This window comes from Pseudomonas sp. NPDC087346 (assembly GCF_044744235.1).
In the GTDB taxonomy this organism is placed as follows: domain Bacteria; phylum Pseudomonadota; class Gammaproteobacteria; order Pseudomonadales; family Pseudomonadaceae; genus Aquipseudomonas.
On record NZ_JBIUXX010000027.1, the window covers coordinates 1 to 20,655 of the forward strand.

Below are 20,655 nucleotides of genomic sequence, written 5' to 3' on the forward strand. Positions count from 1 at the left end.
AAACACATCTTCGTATGTCCGCACCAGCGAGCTTAGACTCACTCGATTGGTGTGGGAGCAACATACAAGGAGCTGCCGAAGGCTGCGATCTTTTGACTTTGCTTTTGAAAAGCCAGATCAAAAGATCGCAGCCTTCGGCAGCTCCTACAGGGGATTGTATTTGTCAGAGGTTTTGCAGGGTTTCCAGCAGGATCTTCACCTTGGTGATCGACTCCTGATACTCAGCCTCCCATTCCGAATCAGCCACAATCCCGCCACCACCCCAGCAGCACACCTGACCATCCTTCACCAGCAAACTGCGGATCGCGATGGAGCTGTCCATCTCGCCGCGCACATCCAGATACACCAATGATCCGCAATACAAACCCCGACGGGTCGGTTCCAGTTCGTCGATGATTTGCATCGCCCGAATCTTCGGCGCGCCAGTGATCGAGCCTCCCGGGAAGCTGCCAGCGATCAGATCCAGCGCATCGCGATCCTGCGCCAGTTCACCGGTCACGCTGCTGACCAGGTGATGCACATTCGGATAGCTTTCCAGACTGAACAACTCCGGCACCCGAACCGAACCGGTGCGGCAGGTACGCCCCAGATCGTTGCGCAGCAGGTCGACGATCATCAGGTTTTCCGCACGATCCTTGGGGCTGGCCAGCAGTTCGGCGGCGTTGGCGGCATCTTCGGCCGGGGTCAGGCCGCGCGGGCGAGTGCCCTTGATCGGACGGGTTTCCACCTGACGCTGGCTGACTTTGACGAAGCGCTCCGGCGACAGACTCAACACCGCGCCGCTATCCGGCAAACTCTGGAAACCGGAGAACGGCGTCGGACAAGCGGCGCGCAGTGCGCAATACGCCAACCATGGATCTCCCGAGCAGGACGCACGAAAGCGCTGGGCGAAATTGACCTGATAGCAGTCACCGGCCTGGATGTACTGCTGAATGCGTTCGAAGGCCTGGCGATAGTCTTCGGCTGAGAGATCGGCGGTCATCGGGTTGTTGAGCTTGAAGGGCGTCAAAGTCGCGGACACCGGCTGTGTAAACAACTCAATCAGGCGCTGTTTTTCACTTTCATCGATCGACGGATGAAACACCAATTGGCTGCTGGCCGTCTGGTGATCGCTGACCAGCGCCCAGTCGTACAGGCCAAAACGCGCATCGGGTAATTGCAGGTCGTCCCGTGCCTGACTCGGCAGATTTTCCAGATGTCGACCGAAGTCGTAGCTCAGATAGCCGATCAGACCGCCAGCGAACGGCAGTTCATATTCCGCAGGCAACTGCGCTTCACCCAGACGCGTAAGAACGGTGCGCAGGCGTTGCAGGAAAAGGCTGCCGCTTTCGTCAGGCAGAACGGCCAGTTGCTCCAGCGGCCAGGCGCTGAGCAAGTCATATCGACCACGGTCGGCACTCGGCCGGCCGCTGTCGAGCAATACGGCGCCGGGTGCATGGCGGATCGCCGCGAAGTAATCGGCGGGGTTGGCGCGGTAGGGCAGCGGGTGTACGGAACAGGTCAACATGGGCGGGGCAAATCGGCCATCGAGGCGGGGTGGGGATTGTAGTCCTCTGGGGGATTTGCTCCTAGAGGGGATGTCGGGAATTGGCAGGTTGGGGGGCAGGGTTGAATCCTGTGGTGGCTGTGAATAAGCCATCGCGAGCAGGCTCACTCCTACAGGAGAATGCGTTCCAAATGTAGGAGTGAGCCTGCTCGCGATGGCCTCGACTCGGTCTGGAATCAACCTTCGACGGCTGGAATATGCCCAAACAACTCCTGAACAAACGCCACTCGCTCTTCAACCGACTCCGTCACACCACGCGCCTTCAGCTCTTCCAGATGCGCTTCAACCGCATGCGTGCGCAACGTCAGCCCGCAGTCATTGGCAATCTGAATGTTCAGCCCCGGCCGCGCATTCAGCTCAAGAATCAGCGGGCCTTTCTCCTGATCAAGCACCATGTCCACACCGATATAACCCAACCCGCACAGCTCATAACAGCCGGCAGCGAGTTTCATGAAACCGTCCCAGTAGGGCAGTTGCACACCATCCACCGCGTTGGTGGTGTCCGGGTGTTTGGTGATGATGTTGTTCAGCCAGGTGCCGCGCAGGGTCAGGCCGGTGGCCAGATCGACGCCGACGCCGATGGCGCCCTGGTGCAGGTTGGCCTTGCCGCCGGACTGGCGAGTCGGCAGGCGCAACATCGCCATCACCGGGTAACCCATCAGCACGATGATGCGGATGTCCGGCACGCCTTCGTAGCTGATGCTTTTGAAGATCTGGTCCGGGGTCACGCGGTATTCGATCAGTGCGCGGTCACGGTGGCCGCCCAGCGAATAGAGGCCGGTGAGGATGCTGGAAATGTGGTGCTCAAGCTCTTCGTGGTCAATGATCTTGCCCGACACCGTGCGATAGCGACCTTCGAAACGGTCGGCCACCACAATAATGCCGTCACCGCCGGCGCCTTGCGCCGGTTTGATCACGAAGTCGCTGCGCCCGCCGATGATCTCGCCGAGCTTGTCGATTTCCTTCTCGGTGGAGATCACGCCATACAGCTCCGGCACATGAATGCCGGCCTCGATGGCGCGCTCCTTGGTGATGATCTTGTCATCGACAATCGGGTACAGACTGCGCTTGTTGTACTTGAGCACGTAGTCCGCGTTACGCCGATTGATGCCCATGATGCCCCGGGCTTCCAGGGCCTTCCAGGTCTTCCAGAAACCGAACATCAGGCGTCAGCCTTCTTCAGGAAAGCCTTGAAACGCACCAGTTCGGTCAGGCGGTAGCCGCGATAACGACCCATCGCCAGCATGAAACCGACCAGAATCAGCAGGATCGCCGGGAAGGTGAACACGAAGTACACCAGCTCCGGCACGGTCATGATCAGGTGCGCCAGGGAAGCGGCGAACAGCGTGCCAATCGCCACTTTCATTGCATGGCTGGCACCGCGTTCTTCCCAGGTGATCGACAGACGTTCAATGGTCATGGTCAGAATCACCATCGGGAACAGCGCCACCGACAGACCACGTTCCAGACCGAGTTTATGGCTGAACAGACTGATCGCCGCGATCAGCACCACCACAAACGTCAACACCACCGAGAGTCGCGGCAGCATTTGCAGCTTGAGGTGTTCCAGATACGAACGTAATGACAGGCCCAGCGCGGTTATCACGGTAAACAGCAGAATGCCGAAGCCCAGCTGAGTCTCGCGGAAGGCCAGGGCAATCAGCACCGGAGTAAAGGTGCCGAGGGTCTGCAGGCCGATCAGGTTGCGCAGGATCAGAATCACCAGCACGCCAATCGGGATCATCACCATGATCATGAAAGTCTGCTGGGTCTGCAGCGGCAAGCCGTACAGCGAGTATTCGAGGAAGTTGGCGTCGGTATTTTCGTCGGTCAGCTTGGCCAGACGAATCGCGTTCATCTCGCTGTTGTTCAGGCTGAAGGTCACGTTGGCTTTCTTGCCGCCATCGACGGTGATCAGGTTTTCATCACCGGTCCACCACAGCAGGCGGTCGATTGGCAGGCCTTGCTCGCCGGTTTCCGGATTGAAGTACAGCCAGTCGTTGCCATTGAAGCTGCGCAGCCACAGTTCAGGGGTTTGCGGCTGATCGGCGACCAGGCGGATGGTGTGGACTTTTTCCACTGGCACGTGGGCGATGGACAACAGCAGCTCGACGATTTTGGCTTTGTGCGCAGTGGACGGATCGCCGGCCAGCAGCAGCTTCACGTTGTCGTCGTTGAGGTTGTTGACGCGTTTGATCGCTTCGCCGATGAAGGTTTCGACGTCAGCCGAGTGCTGGCGGATCGGCGCGAGCAGAGCTTCGGCGGCGATCTTCTCCGGGCCTTCGATGGCCATGCTGTCGCGGAAGGTCGGGCCTTTGATCTTGGATTTTTCTGCGGTGTAACGCTTGGTCAGCACCAGACGGTAATAAAGCGTCTGATTGCCCTTGGCCCGGCGCGCAGACCAGGTGACCTTGCGGTTGCCGTCAACGCGGTTGACCGCCACACCGTAGTTGTTGGAGATGAAGCTCTCATTGAGGCTGACGTAATCGCGGCTCAGAGGCGGCACGAACATCTGGATCTTCACCGGGTCCTTGGTGCTGGCGACGAACTCGACTTTGGCGTCGATGTTCCACAAGTCGTCGGTGGCGTCTTCGGTCACCGGGATGCCGAGCACGAAAATCTGATAGGCCGTAACCGAAACGCCCAGCAACACCAGGATGGTGATCAGGATTTTCAGGTGGAAGGTAAGCGAACGCATGGAAATTACTCGGCGGTATGAGCGGCGATAATGCAGGCAGGTTTGCCGGCAGCGTATTTAAGACTGGGGTCGACCAGCGCATCGAAGCGTTTCAGCGCTTCGGAGCCGATCAAAAGCGGGTATTGGAACGCACTACGGTCGGTCAGGTTCACTTCGATGCTGCGCAACGCCGTGCCCATGCAGATATCCAGTTCGATTACCGGGCGGGCGGTGTACTTCTTGCCTTCGTCCGGGTCGTAATCACCGGCACGGCGCTTGATCTTGCTGACCCGCGCCAGCGGCCGTTCAATCGGGTGCGAATGCGCGGCGTCGATGGCCAGATAGAAGCGCACCCAGGACTCGCCGTTGCGTTTGAAGCGTTTGATGTCGCGGGCGCTCAGCGAGGCGGTTTTCGCGCCGGTATCGAGTTTGGCCGCGACTTGCAGATTGATGCCATCAAGCGATGCGTATTCGTTGAGGCCGTACACGGTTTTTTCCCCCGCGGCGGCAAGGCCGGGCAGGCAAAACAATGCAAAGAATGTGGGGAAGGGCTTGAGTCTCATAAATCCTGGTGCGCAGCGTTCCGTTTTCGGTTCAGGTGCCTGGCAATGACTGCGCAAACCCCTTTCGTGTGCCTATCAGCTTTTTATGACAAGCCGTACAAATGGCCAGCAAATGCGGGCGGCATTCTAGCACGGTGGTTTTATGGCGCCAGCGCCCGAGGGGGTCTATAACCCTTGGGGATTCCTGTGGGAGCGAGCCTGCTCGCGAAGGCGGTGCGTCATCCTGAGCAGATGCTGAATGACACTACGCTTTCGCGAGCAGGCTCGCTCCCACAGGGATTAGATCAATTGGAAGATTGCCCGGGGTTATTAGACGATTGTCGACAATACCTATTTTTCCTTTGACTGATGCGGGCTAATTAGCTAGTTTTTGCCGCATTAGATTTAAAGGTGTCGACAATCATGCTCGATCTACTCGGCCCCCCGGTCTTCAGCGGCGACGATTCCGAGACGCTTTCGGAAAACGTCTTCCGGCGCATTCAGGCCGCTATCGTCAAGGGCGAGATCGCCCCGGGCAGCAAGATTTCCGAGCCGGAGCTGGCGCGTACCTATGGCATCAGTCGTGGCCCGCTGCGTGAAGCGATCCATCGGCTCGAAGGCCAGCGCCTGCTGGTGCGGGTGCCGCACGTCGGCGCCCGAGTGGTATCGCTGAGCCATGCCGAGTTGCTGGAACTCTATGAAATCCGTGAATCCCTCGAAGGCATGGCCTGTCGCTTGGCCGCCGAGCGCATGAGCGTCGAAGAAATCGACGAACTGCGCCGGGTACTCGAAACCCATGAGCGCGACGCGGCGTTTCAGGCCGGTGTCGGCTATTACCAGCAGGAAGGCGATTTCGACTTCCACTACCGGATCATCCAGGGCAGCGGCAACCGCACCCTCACGCAAATGCTCTGCGGCGAGCTGTATCAACTGGTGCGCATGTACCGTATCCAGTTCTCCACCACGCCCAACCGCCCGCGCCAGGCCTTTGCCGAACACCACCGGATTCTCGATGCCATCGCCGACCGTGACGGCGAGCTCGCGGAATTGTTGATGCGCCGTCACATCGGCGCCTCGAAACGCAACATCGCCCGTCATTACCAGGACGGCGCCCACAATAAGACAGCCACTGAACGAGGTGAGTCATGAGTTCCAGGCAGAACACTCCAGGCCAGCGTTTCCGCGATGCGGTCGCTAGCGAGCATCCATTGCAAGTGGTCGGCGCGATCAACGCCAACCATGCGCTGCTGGCCAAGCGCGCGGGTTTCAAGGCGATTTACCTGTCCGGTGGCGGGGTGGCCGCAGGTTCCCTTGGCGTGCCGGATCTGGGCATCACCGGTCTGGATGACGTGCTGACCGACGTGCGCCGGATCACCGACGTTTGCGATCTGCCGCTGCTGGTGGACGTGGATACCGGTTTCGGTTCCTCGGCGTTCAACGTGGCGCGCACCGTCAAGTCGATGATCAAGTTCGGCGCGGCGGCGATTCACATCGAAGACCAGGTTGGCGCCAAGCGCTGCGGTCATCGCCCGAATAAAGAAATCGTTTCGCAGCAGGAAATGGTCGATCGGATCAAGGCTGCGGTCGATGCCCGTACCGATGACAGCTTCGTGATCATGGCGCGTACCGATGCGCTGGCGGTCGAAGGTCTGGAATCGGCACTGGATCGCGCTGCCGCGTGCATCGAGGCCGGCGCCGACATGATCTTCCCTGAAGCCATCACCGAGCTTGAGATGTACAAGCTGTTCGCCAATCGCGTGAAGGCGCCGATCCTCGCCAACATCACCGAATTTGGCTCGACGCCGCTGTACACCACCGAGCAACTGGCCGGTGCCGACGTGTCGCTGGTGCTGTATCCGCTGTCGGCGTTCCGCGCGATGAACAAGGCTGCGGAAAACGTCTACACCGCGATCCGCCGCGACGGCACGCAACAGAACGTCATCGACACCATGCAGACTCGCATGGAGCTTTACGATCGCATCGACTACCACACGTTCGAGCAGAAGCTCGATGCGTTGTTTGCCGCGAAGAAGTAAGTCGCAGCCGTACTCCCTAACAAATTCAAAATTGGAGAAAACAATGGCCGAAGCAAAAGTACTCAGTGGCGCCGGGCTCCGTGGCCAGGTTGCCGGGCAAACCGCACTCTCCACCGTGGGCCAGGCCGGTGCCGGTCTGACCTATCGCGGCTACGATGTGCGCGAACTGGCGGCAGATGCACAATTTGAAGAAGTGGCTTATCTGCTGCTCTACGGCGAACTGCCGAGCAAAGCGCAACTCGCCGAATACCAAGGCAAACTGGGCAAGCTGCGCGACCTGCCGCAAGCGCTGAAAGAAGTGCTGGAACGCATCCCCGCTGACGCTCACCCGATGGACGTGATGCGCACCGGTTGCTCGTTCCTCGGCAACCTCGAGCCGGAGAAAGACTTCTCCGAGCAACGTGACAAGACCGACCGTTTGCTGGCCGCGTTCCCGGCCATCATGTGCTACTGGTATCGCTTCAGCCACGACGGCAAACGCATCAATTGTGTGAGCGACGAGCCGACCATCGGCGGCCACTTCCTGCACTTGCTGCACGACAAGAAGCCGAGCGAACTGCACGTCAAGGTGATGAACGTTTCGCTGATTCTCTACGCCGAGCATGAATTCAACGCTTCGACGTTTACCGCTCGCGTATGTGCTTCGACCCTGTCCGACCTGTATTCCTGCGTCACCGCCGCCATCGGTTCGTTGCGCGGTCCGCTGCATGGCGGCGCCAACGAAGCGGCGATGGAAATGATCGAGCGCTTCTCGTCGCCGGAAGAGGCGATCAAAGGCACCCTCGGCATGCTTGAGCGCAAGGACAAGATCATGGGCTTCGGCCACGCGATCTATAAGGACAGCGATCCGCGCAACGAAGTGATCAAGGGCTGGGCGAAAAAACTCGCTGACGAAGTCGGTGACAAGGTGTTGTTCCCGGTCTCCGAAGCCATCGACAAAACCATGTGGGAACAGAAGAAGCTGTTCCCGAACGCCGACTTCTACCATGCTTCGGCGTACCACTTCATGGGCATCCCGACCAAGCTGTTCACGCCGATCTTCGTCTGCTCGCGCCTGACCGGCTGGGCCGCGCATGTGTTCGAACAACGTGCCAACAACCGCATCATCCGCCCGAGCGCCGAGTACATCGGCGTCGAACAGCGCAAGTTCGTGCCAATCGAACGTCGCTGAGTGGGGGGAGGCCTGAACACCGAAATAGAGTTCACCAAAATCCCTGTGGGAGCTGGCTTGCCAGCGATGACTGAGTCACATCCAGCATAGATGTGACTGGCCCACCGCTATCGCTGGCAAGCCAGCTCCCACAGGGTTATGCGTGAATTTTAAACAGGTGTCTGGCCATCCCTTTGAAACTACCGTGCCCCGAGTCCTGACCCGATGAACACAGAATTCCGTAAACCGTTGCCCGGCAGCCCGCTGAACTACTTCGACGCCCGTGCGGCCGTCGAGGCGATTCAGCCCGGCAGCTACGACACCCTGCCGTACACCTCGCGCGTGCTGGCGGAAAACCTCGTGCGTCGCTGCGACCCGGCCACGCTCAGCGATTCGCTGAAGCAACTGATCGAACGCAAACGCGACCTCGACTTCCCGTGGTTCCCGGCCCGCGTCGTGTGCCATGACATTCTTGGCCAGACTGCGCTGGTCGACCTCGCCGGTCTGCGCGACGCGATTGCCTTGCAGGGCGGCGACCCGGCACAGGTCAATCCGGTGGTACCGACGCAATTGATCGTCGACCACTCGCTGGCGGTGGAAGCGGGCGGTTTTGACAAGCAGGCGTTCGAGAAGAACCGCGCCATCGAAGACCGTCGCAACGAAGACCGTTTCCACTTCATCAACTGGACCAAAAAGGCCTTCAAGAACGTTGATGTAATCCCGCCGGGCAACGGCATCATGCACCAGATCAATCTGGAGAAAATGTCTCCGGTGATCCAGGTGCGTGACGGCGTGGCTTTCCCCGACACCTGCGTCGGCACCGATAGCCACACCCCGCACGTCGATGCGTTGGGCGTGATCGCCATCGGCGTCGGCGGCCTCGAAGCCGAAAGCGTAATGCTCGGCCGCGCGTCGTGGATGCGCCTGCCGGAAAGCGTCGGCGTCGAACTGACCGGCAAGCTGCAACCGGGCATCACCGCCACAGACATGGTGCTGGCGCTGACCGAATACCTGCGCAAGCAAAAAGTGGTTGGCGCATGGCTGGAATTCTTCGGCGAAGGCGCCTCGGCGCTGACCCTCGGCGACCGCGCAACCATCTCCAACATGGCCCCGGAATACGGCGCCACTGCCGCGATGTTCTACATCGATCAGCAGACCATCGACTACCTGAAACTCACTGGCCGTGAAGACCAGCAAGTGCAGCTCGTCGAGCAGTACGCCAAACTCACCGGGCTGTGGGCGAACAGCCTCAAAGGCGCGCAATACGAGCGTGGCCTGAGCTTCGATCTGTCTTCTGTCGTGCGCAACATGGCCGGCCCGAGCAACCCGCACGCTCGCGTTGCGACCTCGGATCTCGCGGCCAAAGGCATCTCCGGCCAGTGGGACGAAGTCCCGGGACAAATGCCGGACGGCGCAGTGATCATCGCCGCCATCACCAGTTGCACCAACACCAGCAACCCGCGCAACGTGATCGCTGCCGGCCTGATTGCACGCAACGCCAACCGCCTCGGCCTGACCCGCAAGCCGTGGGTCAAATCCTCGCTGGCGCCGGGCTCGAAAACCGTGGCGCTGTACCTCGATGAAGCCGGGCTGACCACCGAGCTGGAGCAGCTCGGTTTCGGTGTCGTCGCATTCGCCTGCACCACCTGCAACGGCATGTCCGGCGCGCTCGATCCAGTGATCCAGCAGGAAATCATCGACCGCGATCTGTACGCCACCGCTGTGCTGTCGGGCAACCGCAACTTCGATGGCCGGATTCACCCGTACGCCAAGCAAGCGTTCCTTGCTTCGCCGCCATTGGTAGTCGCGTATGCGATTGCCGGTACCATCCGTTTCGATATCGAAAAAGACGTGCTCGGCGTGGTTGATGGCAAGGAGATCCGCCTCAAAGACATCTGGCCAAGCGACGAAGAAATCGACGCGGTAGTGAAATCCTCGGTCAAGCCTGAGCAGTTCCGTCAGGTCTACATTCCGATGTTCGCCGTCCATGAAGACACCGGCCCGAAAGTCACGCCGCTGTACGACTGGCGCGAGATGAGCACCTACATCCGCCGTCCGCCGTACTGGGAAGGTGCGCTGGCCGGGGCGCGTCCGCTCAAGGGCATGCGCCCGCTGGCGGTGCTGCCGGACAACATCACCACCGATCACCTGTCGCCATCCAACGCGATCATGCTCGACAGCGCCGCTGGCGAATACCTGGCGAAAATGGGCCTGCCGGAAGAGGATTTCAACTCTTACGCGACGCACCGTGGCGACCACTTGACCGCGCAGCGTGCAACCTTCGCCAACCCGAAGCTGTTCAATGAAATGGTCGTGGAAAACGGCAAGGTCAAGCAGGGCTCGCTGGCCCGTGTCGAGCCTGAAGGCCAGGTAATGCGCATGTGGGAAGCCATCGAAACCTACATGGAACGCAAACAGCCGCTGATCATCATTGCCGGCGCCGATTACGGTCAGGGTTCGTCCCGCGACTGGGCGGCCAAAGGCGTGCGACTGGCGGGTGTGGAAGCGATTGCTGCCGAAGGTTTCGAGCGCATTCACCGCACCAACCTGGTGGGCATGGGCGTGCTGCCGCTGGAATTCAAACCGGGCACCGACCGTCACACCCTGGCGATCGATGGCAGCGAAACCTACGACGTGATCGGCGAGCGAAAACCGCGCGCAGACCTGACGCTGGTGATCCATCGCAAGAACGGCGAGCGCGTCGAGGTGACGGTGACTTGCCGTCTCGATACCGCTGAAGAAGTGTCGATCTACGAGGCCGGCGGCGTGTTGCAGCGTTTCGCTCAGGACTTCCTCGAAGAGTCGGCGGTTGCCGTTTAATCAACTGATGTGGGCATGGGACTGTAAGTCCCATGCTTTCGGTAAGGAGCACCATGGCTCACGCACCACAAATCAAAATCCCCGCTACCTACATGCGCGGCGGCACCAGTAAAGGCGTGTTCTTCTGCCTGCAGGATTTGCCTGAAGTCGCTCAGGTGCCCGGCCCGGTCCGCGACGCTTTATTGCTGCGGGTGATCGGCAGCCCCGACCCTTATGACAAGCAGATCGACGGCATGGGCGGCGCCACTTCCAGCACCAGCAAAACCGTGATCCTGTCGAAAAGCATCAAGGCCGATCACGACGTTGATTACCTGTTCGGTCAGGTGTCCATCGACAAGCCTTTCGTCGACTGGAGCGGCAACTGCGGCAACCTGTCGGCAGCGGTCGGTTCGTTCGCCGTCAGCAACGGTCTGGTCGACGCCAGTCGCATTCCGCACAACGGTGTGGCGGTGGTGCGCGTGTGGCAGGCCAATATTGGCAAGACCATCATCGCGCACGTGCCGATCACCAACGGTGAAGTCCAGGAAACCGGCGATTTCGAACTCGACGGCGTGACCTTCCTGGCCGCCGAAGTGCAAGTGGAATTCATGGACCCGGCGGCGGAAGAAGAGGGCGGCGGTGGTTCGATGTTCCCCACCGGTAACCTGATCGATGAGCTGGAAGTGCCGGGTGTCGGCACCTTCAAGGCGACCATGATCAATGCCGGGATTCCGACGATTTTCGTCAACGCCGAAGACATCGGCTACACCGGCACCGAGCTGCAAGGCGCGATCAACAGCGATTCGCAAGCGTTGCAGATGTTCGAAACCATCCGCGCTTACGGCGCGTTGCGCATGGGCCTGATTTCCAGTCTGGATGAAGCGGCCAAGCGGCAGCACACGCCGAAAGTCGCATTTGTGGCCAGGCCTGCGGCTTACGTGGCGTCCAGCGGCAAGGCGATTGGCGTGGACGATGTGGATTTGCTGGTGCGGGCATTGTCGATGGGCAAGTTGCACCACGCGATGATGGGCACTGCGGCGGTGGCGATTGGCACGGCGGCGGCGATTTCCGGGACGCTGGTAAATTTGGCAGCCGGCGGCGTTGAGCGTAACGCAGTGCGCTTCGGCCATCCGTCCGGCACCTTGCGCGTCGGCGCTGAAGCCAGCCTGGAAAACGGCGAATGGGTGGTGAAAAAAGCCATCATGAGCCGCAGTGCACGCGTCCTCATGGAAGGCTACGTGCGAATCCCCGGCGACTCTTTTTAAGTAACGCCTCAAACCCTGTGGGAGCCAGCCTGCTGGCGATTGCTGCCAGACATTCAACATTGATAGCGACTGACACAACGCTATCGCTAGCAGGCTAGCTCCCACAGGGGATTGCATTTCAATAATAAAAATCCACTCGCCTGAACCGAGGTCCCATCAACGAACCACTTCAAGAGTGAATCGAACATGAGCGCCAACGTCGACCTGAAAAACCGTCCTGACTACGACCATGTCCTGCAAGACATTGCCGATTACGTCCTCAATTTCAAAATCGAATCTGCCGAAGCCCTGAACACCGCCCGCAACTGCCTGATGGATACTTTGGGCTGCGGCCTGCTGGCGCTGCGCTTTCCCGAATGCACCAAACACCTCGGCCCAATTGTCGAGGGCACCGTCGTGCCGTTTGGTGCACGCGTGCCGGGCACCTCTTATCGTCTCGATCCGGTGAAAGCCGCGTGGGACATCGGCTGCATCGTCCGCTGGCTCGACTACAACGACACCTGGCTCGCCGCCGAATGGGGTCATCCCTCGGATAACCTCGGCGGGATTCTCGCGGTGGCCGATCACCTGTCGCAGAAACGCCTGGCCAATGGCGAAGCGCCCCTGACGATTCGCGATGTGCTCGAAGCGATGATCATGGCCCACGAAATTCAAGGCGTGATTGCCCTGGAAAACTCCTTCAATCGCGTCGGGCTCGACCATGTGATTCTGGTGAAAGTCGCCTCAACCGCCGTCACCGCCAAATTGATGGGCGCCAATCGCGAGCAACTGCTGTCAGCGCTGTCCCACGCGTTCGCTGACGGTCAGGCACTGCGCACTTATCGCCATGCGCCAAACGCCGGTTCGCGCAAATCCTGGGCGGCGGGGGATGCGTCGAGTCGCGGCGTGCGGCTTGCCGATATCGCGATGCGTGGCGAGATGGGCATTCCCGGTGTCCTGACTGCAAAACAGTGGGGTTTCTATGACGTGTTGTTCAGCCACACCAATGCCGATCTGGCACTGAAGCCCGAAGGCAAGCGCGCCTTCAGTTTCTCGCGCCCGTTCGGCAGTTACGTGATGGAAAACGTGCTGTTCAAGATAAGCTTCCCCGCCGAATTCCATGCGCAAACCGCTTGTGAAGCGGCAGTGACCTTGCATCCGCAAGTGCGTAATCGTCTGCATGAAATCGACCGGATCGTCATCACCACACACGAATCAGCGATCCGCATCATTTCCAAGGTCGGGCCGCTGGCCAATGCTGCCGACCGCGATCACTGCATCCAATACATGACCGCCGTGCCGCTGGCGTTCGGCAATCTGGTGGCCGAGCAATACGAAGACGATTTCCACAAGGCGCATCCGATCATCGATGTGCTGCGCGAGAAAATGCTCATCGTCGAAGAGCCGCGTTACACCCGTGAATACCTGGAAGCCGACAAGCGCTCGATTGCCAACGCGGTGCAGGTGTTTTTCAAGGACGGCAGCAGCACCGAGAACGTGGTGGTGGAATACCCGATCGGCCACCGTCGCCGTCGTGCCGAGGGCATGCCATTGCTGGAAGACAAGTTCCGGGCGAATCTGGCAACGCGTTTCACCGGGCAGCGCAGCGGCGATATTTTCGCGTTGTGCAAGGATCAGGCAGCGCTTGAAGCGACGGCGGTGAACCGCTTTGTCGATCTATTTATGATCTGAGGCCCGAGCGGACGTTGTCGGGGTTACATGCTGCCCTCGACATCGTCCAAGCTGAACGTTTCGGTGTGGTCGTCGTAGGAGAAAATCTCCGCATAACGTCCCCAGGCCACCACGCATTCGAGGTTTTTCTCGACGAACGCTTCGGTCATGGAGTCTTCCAGTTCCTGCTCGAAACGCACCCGTGGTGCCCGATGGCCATTGCGTTCCAGCAACACCTGGCGGATGCGTGCGGCCAACGGGATGTGCCGGAGCAGATGTTCGGCAAACAGGGTTTTACGTTCCTGAGTGCCGTAGTCGGCGAACAGTTTGCCGGCGTCGGTCAGGGTGATGTCGGCACCTTTGAGTTCAGCAAAACCCAGGTATTCGAGCATTTCGGCCACCGGAAACAGGTCGTCCACTTCCAGCAGACGTCGCTCGGCGACGGTGGGCAGACCGGCGTGGCCGTTGTAGGGTGCGGCCGCCAGGGTTTCGATCAGGCCCGCCATCAGGTTGGTCGAGACTTCCGGTAGCGGACTGCTCATTTTCAACTCGGGTTTTCCGGTGCTGGCATCCGCGCTGCGGCGGTCGGTCATCTGCGCATAAATATCATCGACCATCTGCCGGAAGGCCGGATCGAGACGGTTGCGCGGGTGCGGGAAAGGCACCTTGATTTCCGCAACCACGCGCCCGGGATTGGACGACAACACCAGGATGCGGTCGCACATCAGCACCGCTTCTTCGATGTTGTGGGTCACGATCAGGATGGATTTGATCGGCAGTTGCTTGCCGCTCCACAAGTCCAGCAAGTCATTTCTCAAGGTTTCGGCGGTCAATACGTCGAGCGCCGAGAACGGTTCATCCATCAACAACAGGGTCGGGTTGACCACCAGCCCACGGGCAAACCCCACGCGCTGACGCATGCCGCCGGACAACTCACGAGGGTAGGCGTTTTCGAAACCATCCAGGCCGATCAGGTCGATGGCCGCCAGGGCGCGTTTGCGAGCGGCTTTGCGTTCGACTTGCAAGGCTTGCAGGCCGGCCTCGACGTTTTCCAGAACGGTCAGCCAAGGAAACAGCGCGAAGGTCTGGAACACCATCGCCACACCTTCGGCCGGGCCGTTCAACGGTTTGCCGTTGTACAGGACGTCACCCGATGATGGCTGGATCAGTCCGGCGATGATCCGCAACAAGGTGGATTTGCCCGAGCCGGAGCGGCCGAGCATGCCGACGATTTCGCCTTCATGCAGGGTCAGGTTGACCCCGCTGAGCACTTGCAACTCGTCCTTGCCCTTGCCAAACACCCGGTTCACGTCGGTGAGCGAGTAGATCTCGCTGGGGCTGGCAGCGTGTTCGGTATAGGTATTCATCAAATCGAATCCCGTTAATTCAGACGGAGTTTGTTTTCGGCCAAGGCGTACATCGGCCGCCAGACCAAGCGATTGAAGGCCACCACAAAGAACGACATGACCACCACGCCGAGGGTGATTTTCGGAAAGTCGCCGGCGGCGGTGGTTTCAGCGATATAGGCCCCCAAGCCATGGGCGACGACCTTGTCCTGCCCCCAGGAAACGAATTCGGAAACGATGCTGGCGTTCCACGCGCCGCCCGACGCAGTGATTGCGCCAGTCACGTAGTAGGGGAAAATGCCCGGCAGCATGACCTTGCGCCACCACAGCCAGCCGCGAATGCGGAAGTTGGCGGCGGCTTCCTTGTAATCATTGGGGAAGGCACTGGCCCCGGCGATCACGTTGAACAGGATGTACCACTGCGTACCCAGCACAATCAGCGGGCTCAGCCAGATATCAGGGTTCAACTGGTAGCGCAGGATCACGATGACAAACACCGGGAACAGCAGGTTTGCCGGGAAGGCTGCGAGGAACTGCGCCAAGGGCTGGATCTTGTTCGCCAGTGCCGGTCGCAGACCGATCATCACGCCCAGCGGCACCCAGATCAGCGAGGCGATGAGGATCAGCCCGGCCACGCGCAGCAAGGTGAAGAACCCCAGAAGCAAGACATGTCCGACTTCGCCGAGGGTCACTTCGGTGCCGACATACAGCACGATGTGATACAGCGCATAAGCGGTCAGCACTGCGATCAGTGAACCCCAGATCCTGTCAATCGCCTTTGACGTCGCCGGGCTTTCTGATGCGATGGCCTTGCGCGTAGAGTGCGGCAGGCTCAAACGCAGGTTGCCGAGCCGGCCGACGGCGCGGGTGATGGGGCGCAGGATGCGCTGGATCATCCGGGTGCGCTGAACCAGATTCAGCACCCATGATTCCGGCGCAGCGGTTTGCGATGCGGTGTTTTCCATGCGGAACTTGTCGGCCCAGGCCACCAGCGGGCGAAACAGAAACTGGTCGTAGATCAGGATGACCACGACCATCGTCAGAATGACGTAGCCCACCGCATGCATGTCTTTTTGCGCGATGGCCAATGCCAGGTACGAGCCGATCCCCGGCAGGGTGATGGTCTGGTCGCCCACGGTGATCGCCTCGGATGCCACCACGAAGAACCATCCGCCGGACATGCTCATCATCATGTTCCATACCAGTCCGGGTATGGCGAAGGGCACATCGAGCTTCCAGAACTTCTGCCAGCCGGACAATTGCAGGTTGGTCGAGACTTCCACCAGATCCAGCGGCAACATGCGCAGCGACTGGTAGAAGCTGAAGGTCATGTTCCAGGCCTGACTGGTGAAAATGGCGAATATCGCGGCAAATTCCGCGCCCAGTACCCGGCCAGGAAACAGCAGCAGAAAGAAGGTCACGGTGAACGAGATATAGCCCAGCACGGGCACCGATTGCAGAATGTCCAGTACCGGCACCAGCAGTTTTTCGGCGCGGCGACTTTTCGCGGCCAATGTGCCGTAGAGCAGGGTAAATATCAGTGCTGCAACCATTGCCGCAAGCATGCGCAGAGTCGTGCGCATGGCATATTCCGGCAGATTGGCCGGGTCCAGTGAGACCACTTCACTCTGCAGGGTGGCGATCGGCGCCCAGGTTTCGCGGGCGGTAATCGAGAAAAACAGTAAAAAGCCGATCACCAGCGGCATGGCGATCAAATCCCAGCGGTTGGGCAGCAAGCGCCGCGTCGAGGCCGGGATGTAGTGACGGAACACTTTGTTCATAAACAGTGATTCCAGCAGTGTTCTAAGTGGGGTGCGCGGCTGTCTGAGCGTAGCTTCTGTGAGCGTGACCCACCGAGAATGAGCGTGGAGGCTCGCGCTACAGGTTCAAGTGGGAAATAGGTGCAGCGGGCCCAGAGAATTCAATGGGCCAGGAGGGCTGGCGCATCCGGCTCAGGGGCCGGATGCGCAGCTTGCGCGGATTGTATATTTCGGAATGTTACAAAGGCATAAAGAGAGTGTCGGTTTTGAGTGAAGAAGTTTTCATGCGAGGCATACGCATGACTTCATTCAAAACGCAGGATCACCCGGCGGTTGCTCTTGCTCTTCTTCTCGATTTTCTCGCAATACACCCGGCCGATTTCCCGGGTGTTGTGCACATGGGTGCCGCCGCAGGGCTGAAGGTCGATGCCGCTGACTTCAACCATCCGCAAGTCGCCATGAATGGCGGGTGGTCTCGCCGTTTTGCCGGGGTTTGTTTCCAGCACTGTTGGCAATTCCGCCGCCGGCATCGACAGGATATTCACTGGACTGCCCTGTTCGATCAGCACGTTCAGGTCGCGGGTGATGCTGTCCTTGTCGAGGGTCATTTCCGGCAGGTCGAAGTCCAGTCGACCCTTGTCGGCGCTGATGCTGCACCCGGTGACCGGCGCATCGATGATCGAACCGAGCAGATGCAGGCAGGTGTGCATTTTCATGTGCTGATAACGCCGCTCCCAATCCAGGCTGGCATTGACCAGCGCGCCGGTGCACAGGTGTGGCGGACACTGCTGCACTTGATGCCAGATGATCGACGGCAGCAACGGGTCGCGCACCGTACCGATCACCTCGATCTGTGTGCCATCCGCGAGCGTGAAGTGCCCGGTATCCCCCGGTTGTCCGCCGCCGGTGGGGTAGAACAGCGTGTGTTCGAGGACGACGGCGTTATCCACCACCGCGATCACCATGGCGCTGAAGGCACGCCGATAGGGTTCGTTGTTAAACAGGGTGAGGGTTTCCATGGTGTGGACAGACATTTGAACCTCCAATGTTCAAAAATGGCTTTGCAGTAAACAGTGAGCGCGCTTGCTCACGTTGAGGATTCAGCGCTTGTGCGGCAGTTTGGTGATCGCGAAACCGGCGAGCAGGGTCGCCGAATACAGCATCAGGTCGCGGGTGATTTGCGTGCCTTCGTACCAGGCACCGATGATCACCGCGAATACCGGGAAAATGATGAACACAAACGACAGCAGCACCGGGCTCAAGCGTTTGAGCAGCATGAAATACACGATGAATCCGCCTACCGATGCGACCAGTCCGAGGTAGAGCAGGGCGCCCCACGAGCGGGCGGTGATGCCGGTGAAAGTCGGCGCCTCAACGCCCAAGCCGACAACGAACAACATCAAACCGGCAATGCCGATCGGCAGCGTGTTGTAAGTGATGACGCTGATTGCGCTGCCGTGTTTCTTGGTCACCACGTAGCACAGCGCATGCATCACCGCCGCGCAGAGAATCGCCAGCACGCCAAACCATTCGGCCTGATCCAGATGCAAACCCTGACCACGAATAATCATGAACAGGCTGGCGAAGCCGATGGCGATGCCAAGCATCTGCGACGGGTAGATTTTCTCCCGCAGAAACAACGCGGAAAAAATCAGGATGAACACCGGCATGCAACTGAACAGCAGGGCGGTGAGGCCGGACGAAACATGCATCTCGCCGTAGTTCAGCAGGTAATACGGCAGGCTGAAGTACGACAGCGTGACGAACACGAAGAACCAACGGCTCTTGCGTGGAAACAGCAGCGGTTCCTTGCGCAACAGCGCAAAGCTCAGAAACAGCGGAAACGCGATCAGGAACCGCAGGCCCGCAGCGGTCAGCGGCGGCACGCTTTCGACCGCTATCTTGATCCCAAGCCAAGTCGTGCCCCAGCTCAGGCAAACGATCAGAAACAATGTGCTGGTGATCAGCCCCGCGAGCCAGGGTTTGGCGCTGCTTAACGGCGTGCTGATGGCGGTCGACATGATTTCTACTCCGTACGACGCAATTGACCTGATCTGCGAAAAGGCTTATTGCTGATTGAACCTGTTTTCAACACGCTATTCGGGGCGCGAATGACTGTCAAAGTAAGTATTGCCATGGTGTCAATCCTGCGCGACGGCCTCAGCGGTGGGGTTGGGGTGAAATACAAACGCCTCGCTGACGCCGTCGAGAAGGCAATCGCCGCGGGTGTAATCGACACCGGATGCAAGTTGCCGCCGCACCGGTTGCTGGCGGATAGCCTGGGCGTGACCATCGGCACCATCAGTCGTGCCTATGGCGAGTTGGAGCGTGTGGGATTGGTCGTGGCGCGTGTAGGAGATGGCACTTATGTGCGTCAGCGCGGGATGGAGCGGCCGCAGGACAAAGGCTTTCGCAACGTCAGCGATGAGCCGCAAGCGTGCTTTGACATGAGCCGTAATCAGCCGATTCCAGGGCAGGAAGCTGCGTTCATGAGTCAGAGCCTGCAAGCGCTGGCGCAGGATTCGCGCACCTTGCAGCAATTGACCGGGTACACCGCCGAAACCGGTCTAGCCCGGCATCGGGCGGCGGGTGCCCATTGGCTGCGGCATCAGCAGTTCGAACCGAGTGCCGAGCAGGTGCTGTGCGTCAACGGCGGGCAACATGGTCTGTTGTGCGCATTGACCGGTTTGCTCAAGGCTGGCGATAGCGTGGTCACCGAGCATTTGTCCTACCCCGGACTGATCGGCGTCGCACGCCAGCTCGGGATAAAACTGATAGGCGCCGCCATGGATGACGAAGGGCTGTTGCCGTCAGCGCTGGAGGACATTTGCCGTCAGCACCGGGTTTCCGCGCTGTATTGCACGCCGACCATCCAGAATCCTACGGCTGCGGTGATGTCGGTCCCACGCCGCGAGGCGATTGCCGAAGTCTGTCGGCAGCACAATCTGCTGATCCTCGAAGATGACGCGCATGCCGTGCTGATTCGGCAGCGTCCGTTGCCGCTGAGTTATTTCGCCCCGGAGCGTTCGGTATTGATCGGCAGCCTGAGCAAGGCGGTGTCCGCCGGTTTGCGCGTGGGTTATCTGCATGCTCCGCAGGCACTGATCGGTCGCTTGAGCGCCGCCATTCGCGCAACGTGCTGGATGGCCAATCCGTTGGCGATGGAGGTGGCCAGCCAGTGGATCGAAAACGGCATGGCCGAGCGCTTGCTGGATGAGCAGATCCGTGAGATCGGACGGCGCAAGGCCTTGGTTGCGGGGGTGCTGCAAGGCTTGAATTACCGGGCTGAGATGCACAGTCCGCATTTCTGGATTGAAGTGCCTGAGCCGTGGCGGGCATCGCAGATTGCCGCTGAATTGAAAGAGAACAACTATCTGGTGGCGACTGCCGAGGCATTCGCGGTGGGGCATGCGGCGGTGCCGCAGTTCATTCGGGCGAGTGTGTGTAATGCGGCAGGGGATGACGGGTTGTTGCTGGCGGGGTTTGAGGCTGTTGCTCGGGCACTGACACAGACCGAGTGATCGTTCATCGCTGGCAAGCCAGCTCCCACAGGTTTTTTGGTTGTCTGCAATTCTGCATTCACAACAACACCCTGTGGGAGCCTGGCTTGCCAGCGATGGCGTCAGCCCAGGCAATCCAATTCTTCCACAGGTTTTTCGGTTGTCTGCAATTCTGCATTCACAACAAAACCCTGTGGGAGCCTGGCTTGCCAGCGATGGCGCCAGCCCAGGCAATCCAATTCTTCCACAGGTTTTTTGGTTGTCTGCAATTCTGCATTCACAACAAAACCCTGTGGGAGCCTGGCTTGCCAGCGATGGCGCCAGATCAGGCAATACACTTCTTCCACAGGTTTTTTGGTTGTCTGCAATTCTGCATTCACAACA

General features: G+C 59.6%; 16 protein-coding genes. 7 read left to right on the forward strand and 9 right to left on the reverse strand.

What is annotated here, in order from left to right; translation table 11 throughout:
* Nucleotides 1–163 precede the first annotated feature (163 nt).
* The 4 genes from pabB to ACIOZM_RS17120 all read right to left on the reverse strand — a co-directional run bounded on the left by pabB (nt 164) and on the right by ACIOZM_RS17120 (nt 4,786).
* Nucleotides 164–1,507: an aminodeoxychorismate synthase component I gene (gene pabB / locus ACIOZM_RS17105; protein WP_401215967.1), complete on the reverse strand. Its 1,344-nt coding sequence runs from the start codon at nt 1,505–1,507 to the stop codon at nt 164–166.
* A gap of 215 nt (nt 1,508–1,722) precedes the next feature.
* Nucleotides 1,723–2,709 (reverse strand): alpha-L-glutamate ligase-like protein, encoded by a 987-nt coding sequence (locus ACIOZM_RS17110; RefSeq protein WP_401215969.1) that lies wholly within the window; start codon nt 2,707–2,709, stop codon nt 1,723–1,725.
* Entirely contained in the window at nt 2,709–4,244 is a 1,536-nt protein-coding gene (locus tag ACIOZM_RS17115; RefSeq protein ID WP_401215971.1) for an inactive transglutaminase family protein, read from the reverse strand. The genes ACIOZM_RS17110 and ACIOZM_RS17115 overlap by 1 nt, the downstream gene beginning before the upstream one ends.
* A gap of 5 nt (nt 4,245–4,249) precedes the next feature.
* Nucleotides 4,250–4,786 carry an ATP-dependent zinc protease gene (locus ACIOZM_RS17120; RefSeq protein ID WP_401215973.1) on the reverse strand — a complete coding sequence of 179 codons (537 nt, stop codon included), beginning with the start codon at nt 4,784–4,786 and terminating at the stop codon, nt 4,250–4,252.
* Nucleotides 4,787–5,188: 402 nt separating this feature from the next.
* On the opposite strand from ACIOZM_RS17120, the gene ACIOZM_RS17125 reads away from it, so the two are divergent.
* From ACIOZM_RS17125 to prpD, 6 genes are all read left to right on the forward strand, one after another.
* Nucleotides 5,189–5,914: a GntR family transcriptional regulator gene (locus tag ACIOZM_RS17125; protein WP_401215975.1), complete on the forward strand. Its 726-nt coding sequence runs from the start codon at nt 5,189–5,191 to the stop codon at nt 5,912–5,914.
* Nucleotides 5,911–6,801, forward strand: coding sequence for a methylisocitrate lyase (gene prpB / locus ACIOZM_RS17130; RefSeq protein ID WP_401215977.1), 891 nt, complete (start codon nt 5,911–5,913; stop codon nt 6,799–6,801). Before ACIOZM_RS17125 ends, prpB begins: the two co-directional genes overlap by 4 nt.
* 43 nt (nt 6,802–6,844) lie before the next feature.
* Complete coding sequence (gene prpC, locus ACIOZM_RS17135) at nt 6,845–7,972, forward strand: 2-methylcitrate synthase (RefSeq protein WP_401215979.1); 1,128 nt, start codon at nt 6,845–6,847, stop codon at nt 7,970–7,972.
* A gap of 204 nt (nt 7,973–8,176) precedes the next feature.
* Nucleotides 8,177–10,771, forward strand: a complete 2,595-nt coding sequence (acnD, locus tag ACIOZM_RS17140; protein ID WP_401215981.1) for a Fe/S-dependent 2-methylisocitrate dehydratase AcnD — start codon at nt 8,177–8,179, stop codon at nt 10,769–10,771.
* 53 nt (nt 10,772–10,824) lie between these two features.
* Nucleotides 10,825–12,015 (forward strand): 2-methylaconitate cis-trans isomerase PrpF, encoded by a 1,191-nt coding sequence (prpF, locus tag ACIOZM_RS17145; RefSeq protein ID WP_401215983.1) that lies wholly within the window; start codon nt 10,825–10,827, stop codon nt 12,013–12,015.
* Between the two features lie 186 nt (nt 12,016–12,201).
* Nucleotides 12,202–13,686: a 2-methylcitrate dehydratase gene (gene prpD, locus ACIOZM_RS17150; RefSeq protein ID WP_401215985.1), complete on the forward strand. Its 1,485-nt coding sequence runs from the start codon at nt 12,202–12,204 to the stop codon at nt 13,684–13,686.
* A 23-nt stretch (nt 13,687–13,709) separates the two neighbouring features.
* On the opposite strand, the gene ACIOZM_RS17155 is transcribed toward prpD, so the two are convergent.
* The 4 genes from ACIOZM_RS17155 to ACIOZM_RS17170 form a co-directional block, all read right to left on the reverse strand.
* Complete coding sequence (locus tag ACIOZM_RS17155; RefSeq protein WP_401215987.1) at nt 13,710–15,032, reverse strand: AAA-associated domain-containing protein; 1,323 nt, start codon at nt 15,030–15,032, stop codon at nt 13,710–13,712.
* A gap of 14 nt (nt 15,033–15,046) precedes the next feature.
* Entirely contained in the window at nt 15,047–16,792 is a 1,746-nt protein-coding gene (locus ACIOZM_RS17160; protein ID WP_401215989.1) for an ABC transporter permease, read from the reverse strand.
* 284 nt (nt 16,793–17,076) lie between these two features.
* Nucleotides 17,077–17,805, reverse strand: a complete 729-nt coding sequence (locus ACIOZM_RS17165) for an alanyl-tRNA editing protein (RefSeq protein ID WP_401215991.1) — start codon at nt 17,803–17,805, stop codon at nt 17,077–17,079.
* Between the two features lie 66 nt (nt 17,806–17,871).
* Nucleotides 17,872–18,792, reverse strand: coding sequence for a DMT family transporter (locus ACIOZM_RS17170; protein ID WP_401215993.1), 921 nt, complete (start codon nt 18,790–18,792; stop codon nt 17,872–17,874).
* A gap of 90 nt (nt 18,793–18,882) precedes the next feature.
* Here ACIOZM_RS17170 and ACIOZM_RS17175 point away from each other — a divergent pair, with 90 nt between their 5' ends.
* Nucleotides 18,883–20,292 (forward strand): PLP-dependent aminotransferase family protein, encoded by a 1,410-nt coding sequence (locus ACIOZM_RS17175; protein WP_401215995.1) that lies wholly within the window; start codon nt 18,883–18,885, stop codon nt 20,290–20,292.
* A gap of 101 nt (nt 20,293–20,393) precedes the next feature.
* On the opposite strand, the gene ACIOZM_RS17180 is transcribed toward ACIOZM_RS17175, so the two are convergent.
* On the reverse strand, nt 20,394–20,655 hold a 262-nt coding region (locus ACIOZM_RS17180), incomplete at its 5' end, for a hypothetical protein (RefSeq protein WP_401215997.1).

Excerpts from the sequence above, each read along its gene's own strand:
- ACIOZM_RS17175 (WP_401215995.1), top strand. The coding sequence starts at position 18,883 with ATGACTGTCAAAGTAAGTATTGCCATGGTGTCAATCCTGCGCGACGGC.
- ACIOZM_RS17125 (WP_401215975.1), top strand. The coding sequence starts at position 5,189 with ATGCTCGATCTACTCGGCCCCCCGGTCTTCAGCGGCGACGATTCCGAG.
- ACIOZM_RS17110 (WP_401215969.1), bottom strand. The coding sequence starts at position 2,709 with ATGTTCGGTTTCTGGAAGACCTGGAAGGCCCTGGAAGCCCGGGGCATC.
- ACIOZM_RS17120 (WP_401215973.1), bottom strand. The coding sequence starts at position 4,786 with ATGAGACTCAAGCCCTTCCCCACATTCTTTGCATTGTTTTGCCTGCCC.
- ACIOZM_RS17170 (WP_401215993.1), bottom strand. The coding sequence starts at position 18,792 with ATGTCGACCGCCATCAGCACGCCGTTAAGCAGCGCCAAACCCTGGCTC.
- ACIOZM_RS17115 (WP_401215971.1), bottom strand. The coding sequence starts at position 4,244 with ATGCGTTCGCTTACCTTCCACCTGAAAATCCTGATCACCATCCTGGTG.
- pabB (WP_401215967.1), bottom strand. The coding sequence starts at position 1,507 with ATGTTGACCTGTTCCGTACACCCGCTGCCCTACCGCGCCAACCCCGCC.
- ACIOZM_RS17155 (WP_401215987.1), bottom strand. The coding sequence starts at position 15,032 with ATGAATACCTATACCGAACACGCTGCCAGCCCCAGCGAGATCTACTCG.
- prpC (WP_401215979.1), top strand. The coding sequence starts at position 6,845 with ATGGCCGAAGCAAAAGTACTCAGTGGCGCCGGGCTCCGTGGCCAGGTT.
- ACIOZM_RS17165 (WP_401215991.1), bottom strand. The coding sequence starts at position 17,805 with ATGTCTGTCCACACCATGGAAACCCTCACCCTGTTTAACAACGAACCC.
- prpD (WP_401215985.1), top strand. The coding sequence starts at position 12,202 with ATGAGCGCCAACGTCGACCTGAAAAACCGTCCTGACTACGACCATGTC.
- acnD (WP_401215981.1), top strand. The coding sequence starts at position 8,177 with ATGAACACAGAATTCCGTAAACCGTTGCCCGGCAGCCCGCTGAACTAC.
- prpB (WP_401215977.1), top strand. The coding sequence starts at position 5,911 with ATGAGTTCCAGGCAGAACACTCCAGGCCAGCGTTTCCGCGATGCGGTC.
- ACIOZM_RS17160 (WP_401215989.1), bottom strand. The coding sequence starts at position 16,792 with ATGAACAAAGTGTTCCGTCACTACATCCCGGCCTCGACGCGGCGCTTG.
- prpF (WP_401215983.1), top strand. The coding sequence starts at position 10,825 with ATGGCTCACGCACCACAAATCAAAATCCCCGCTACCTACATGCGCGGC.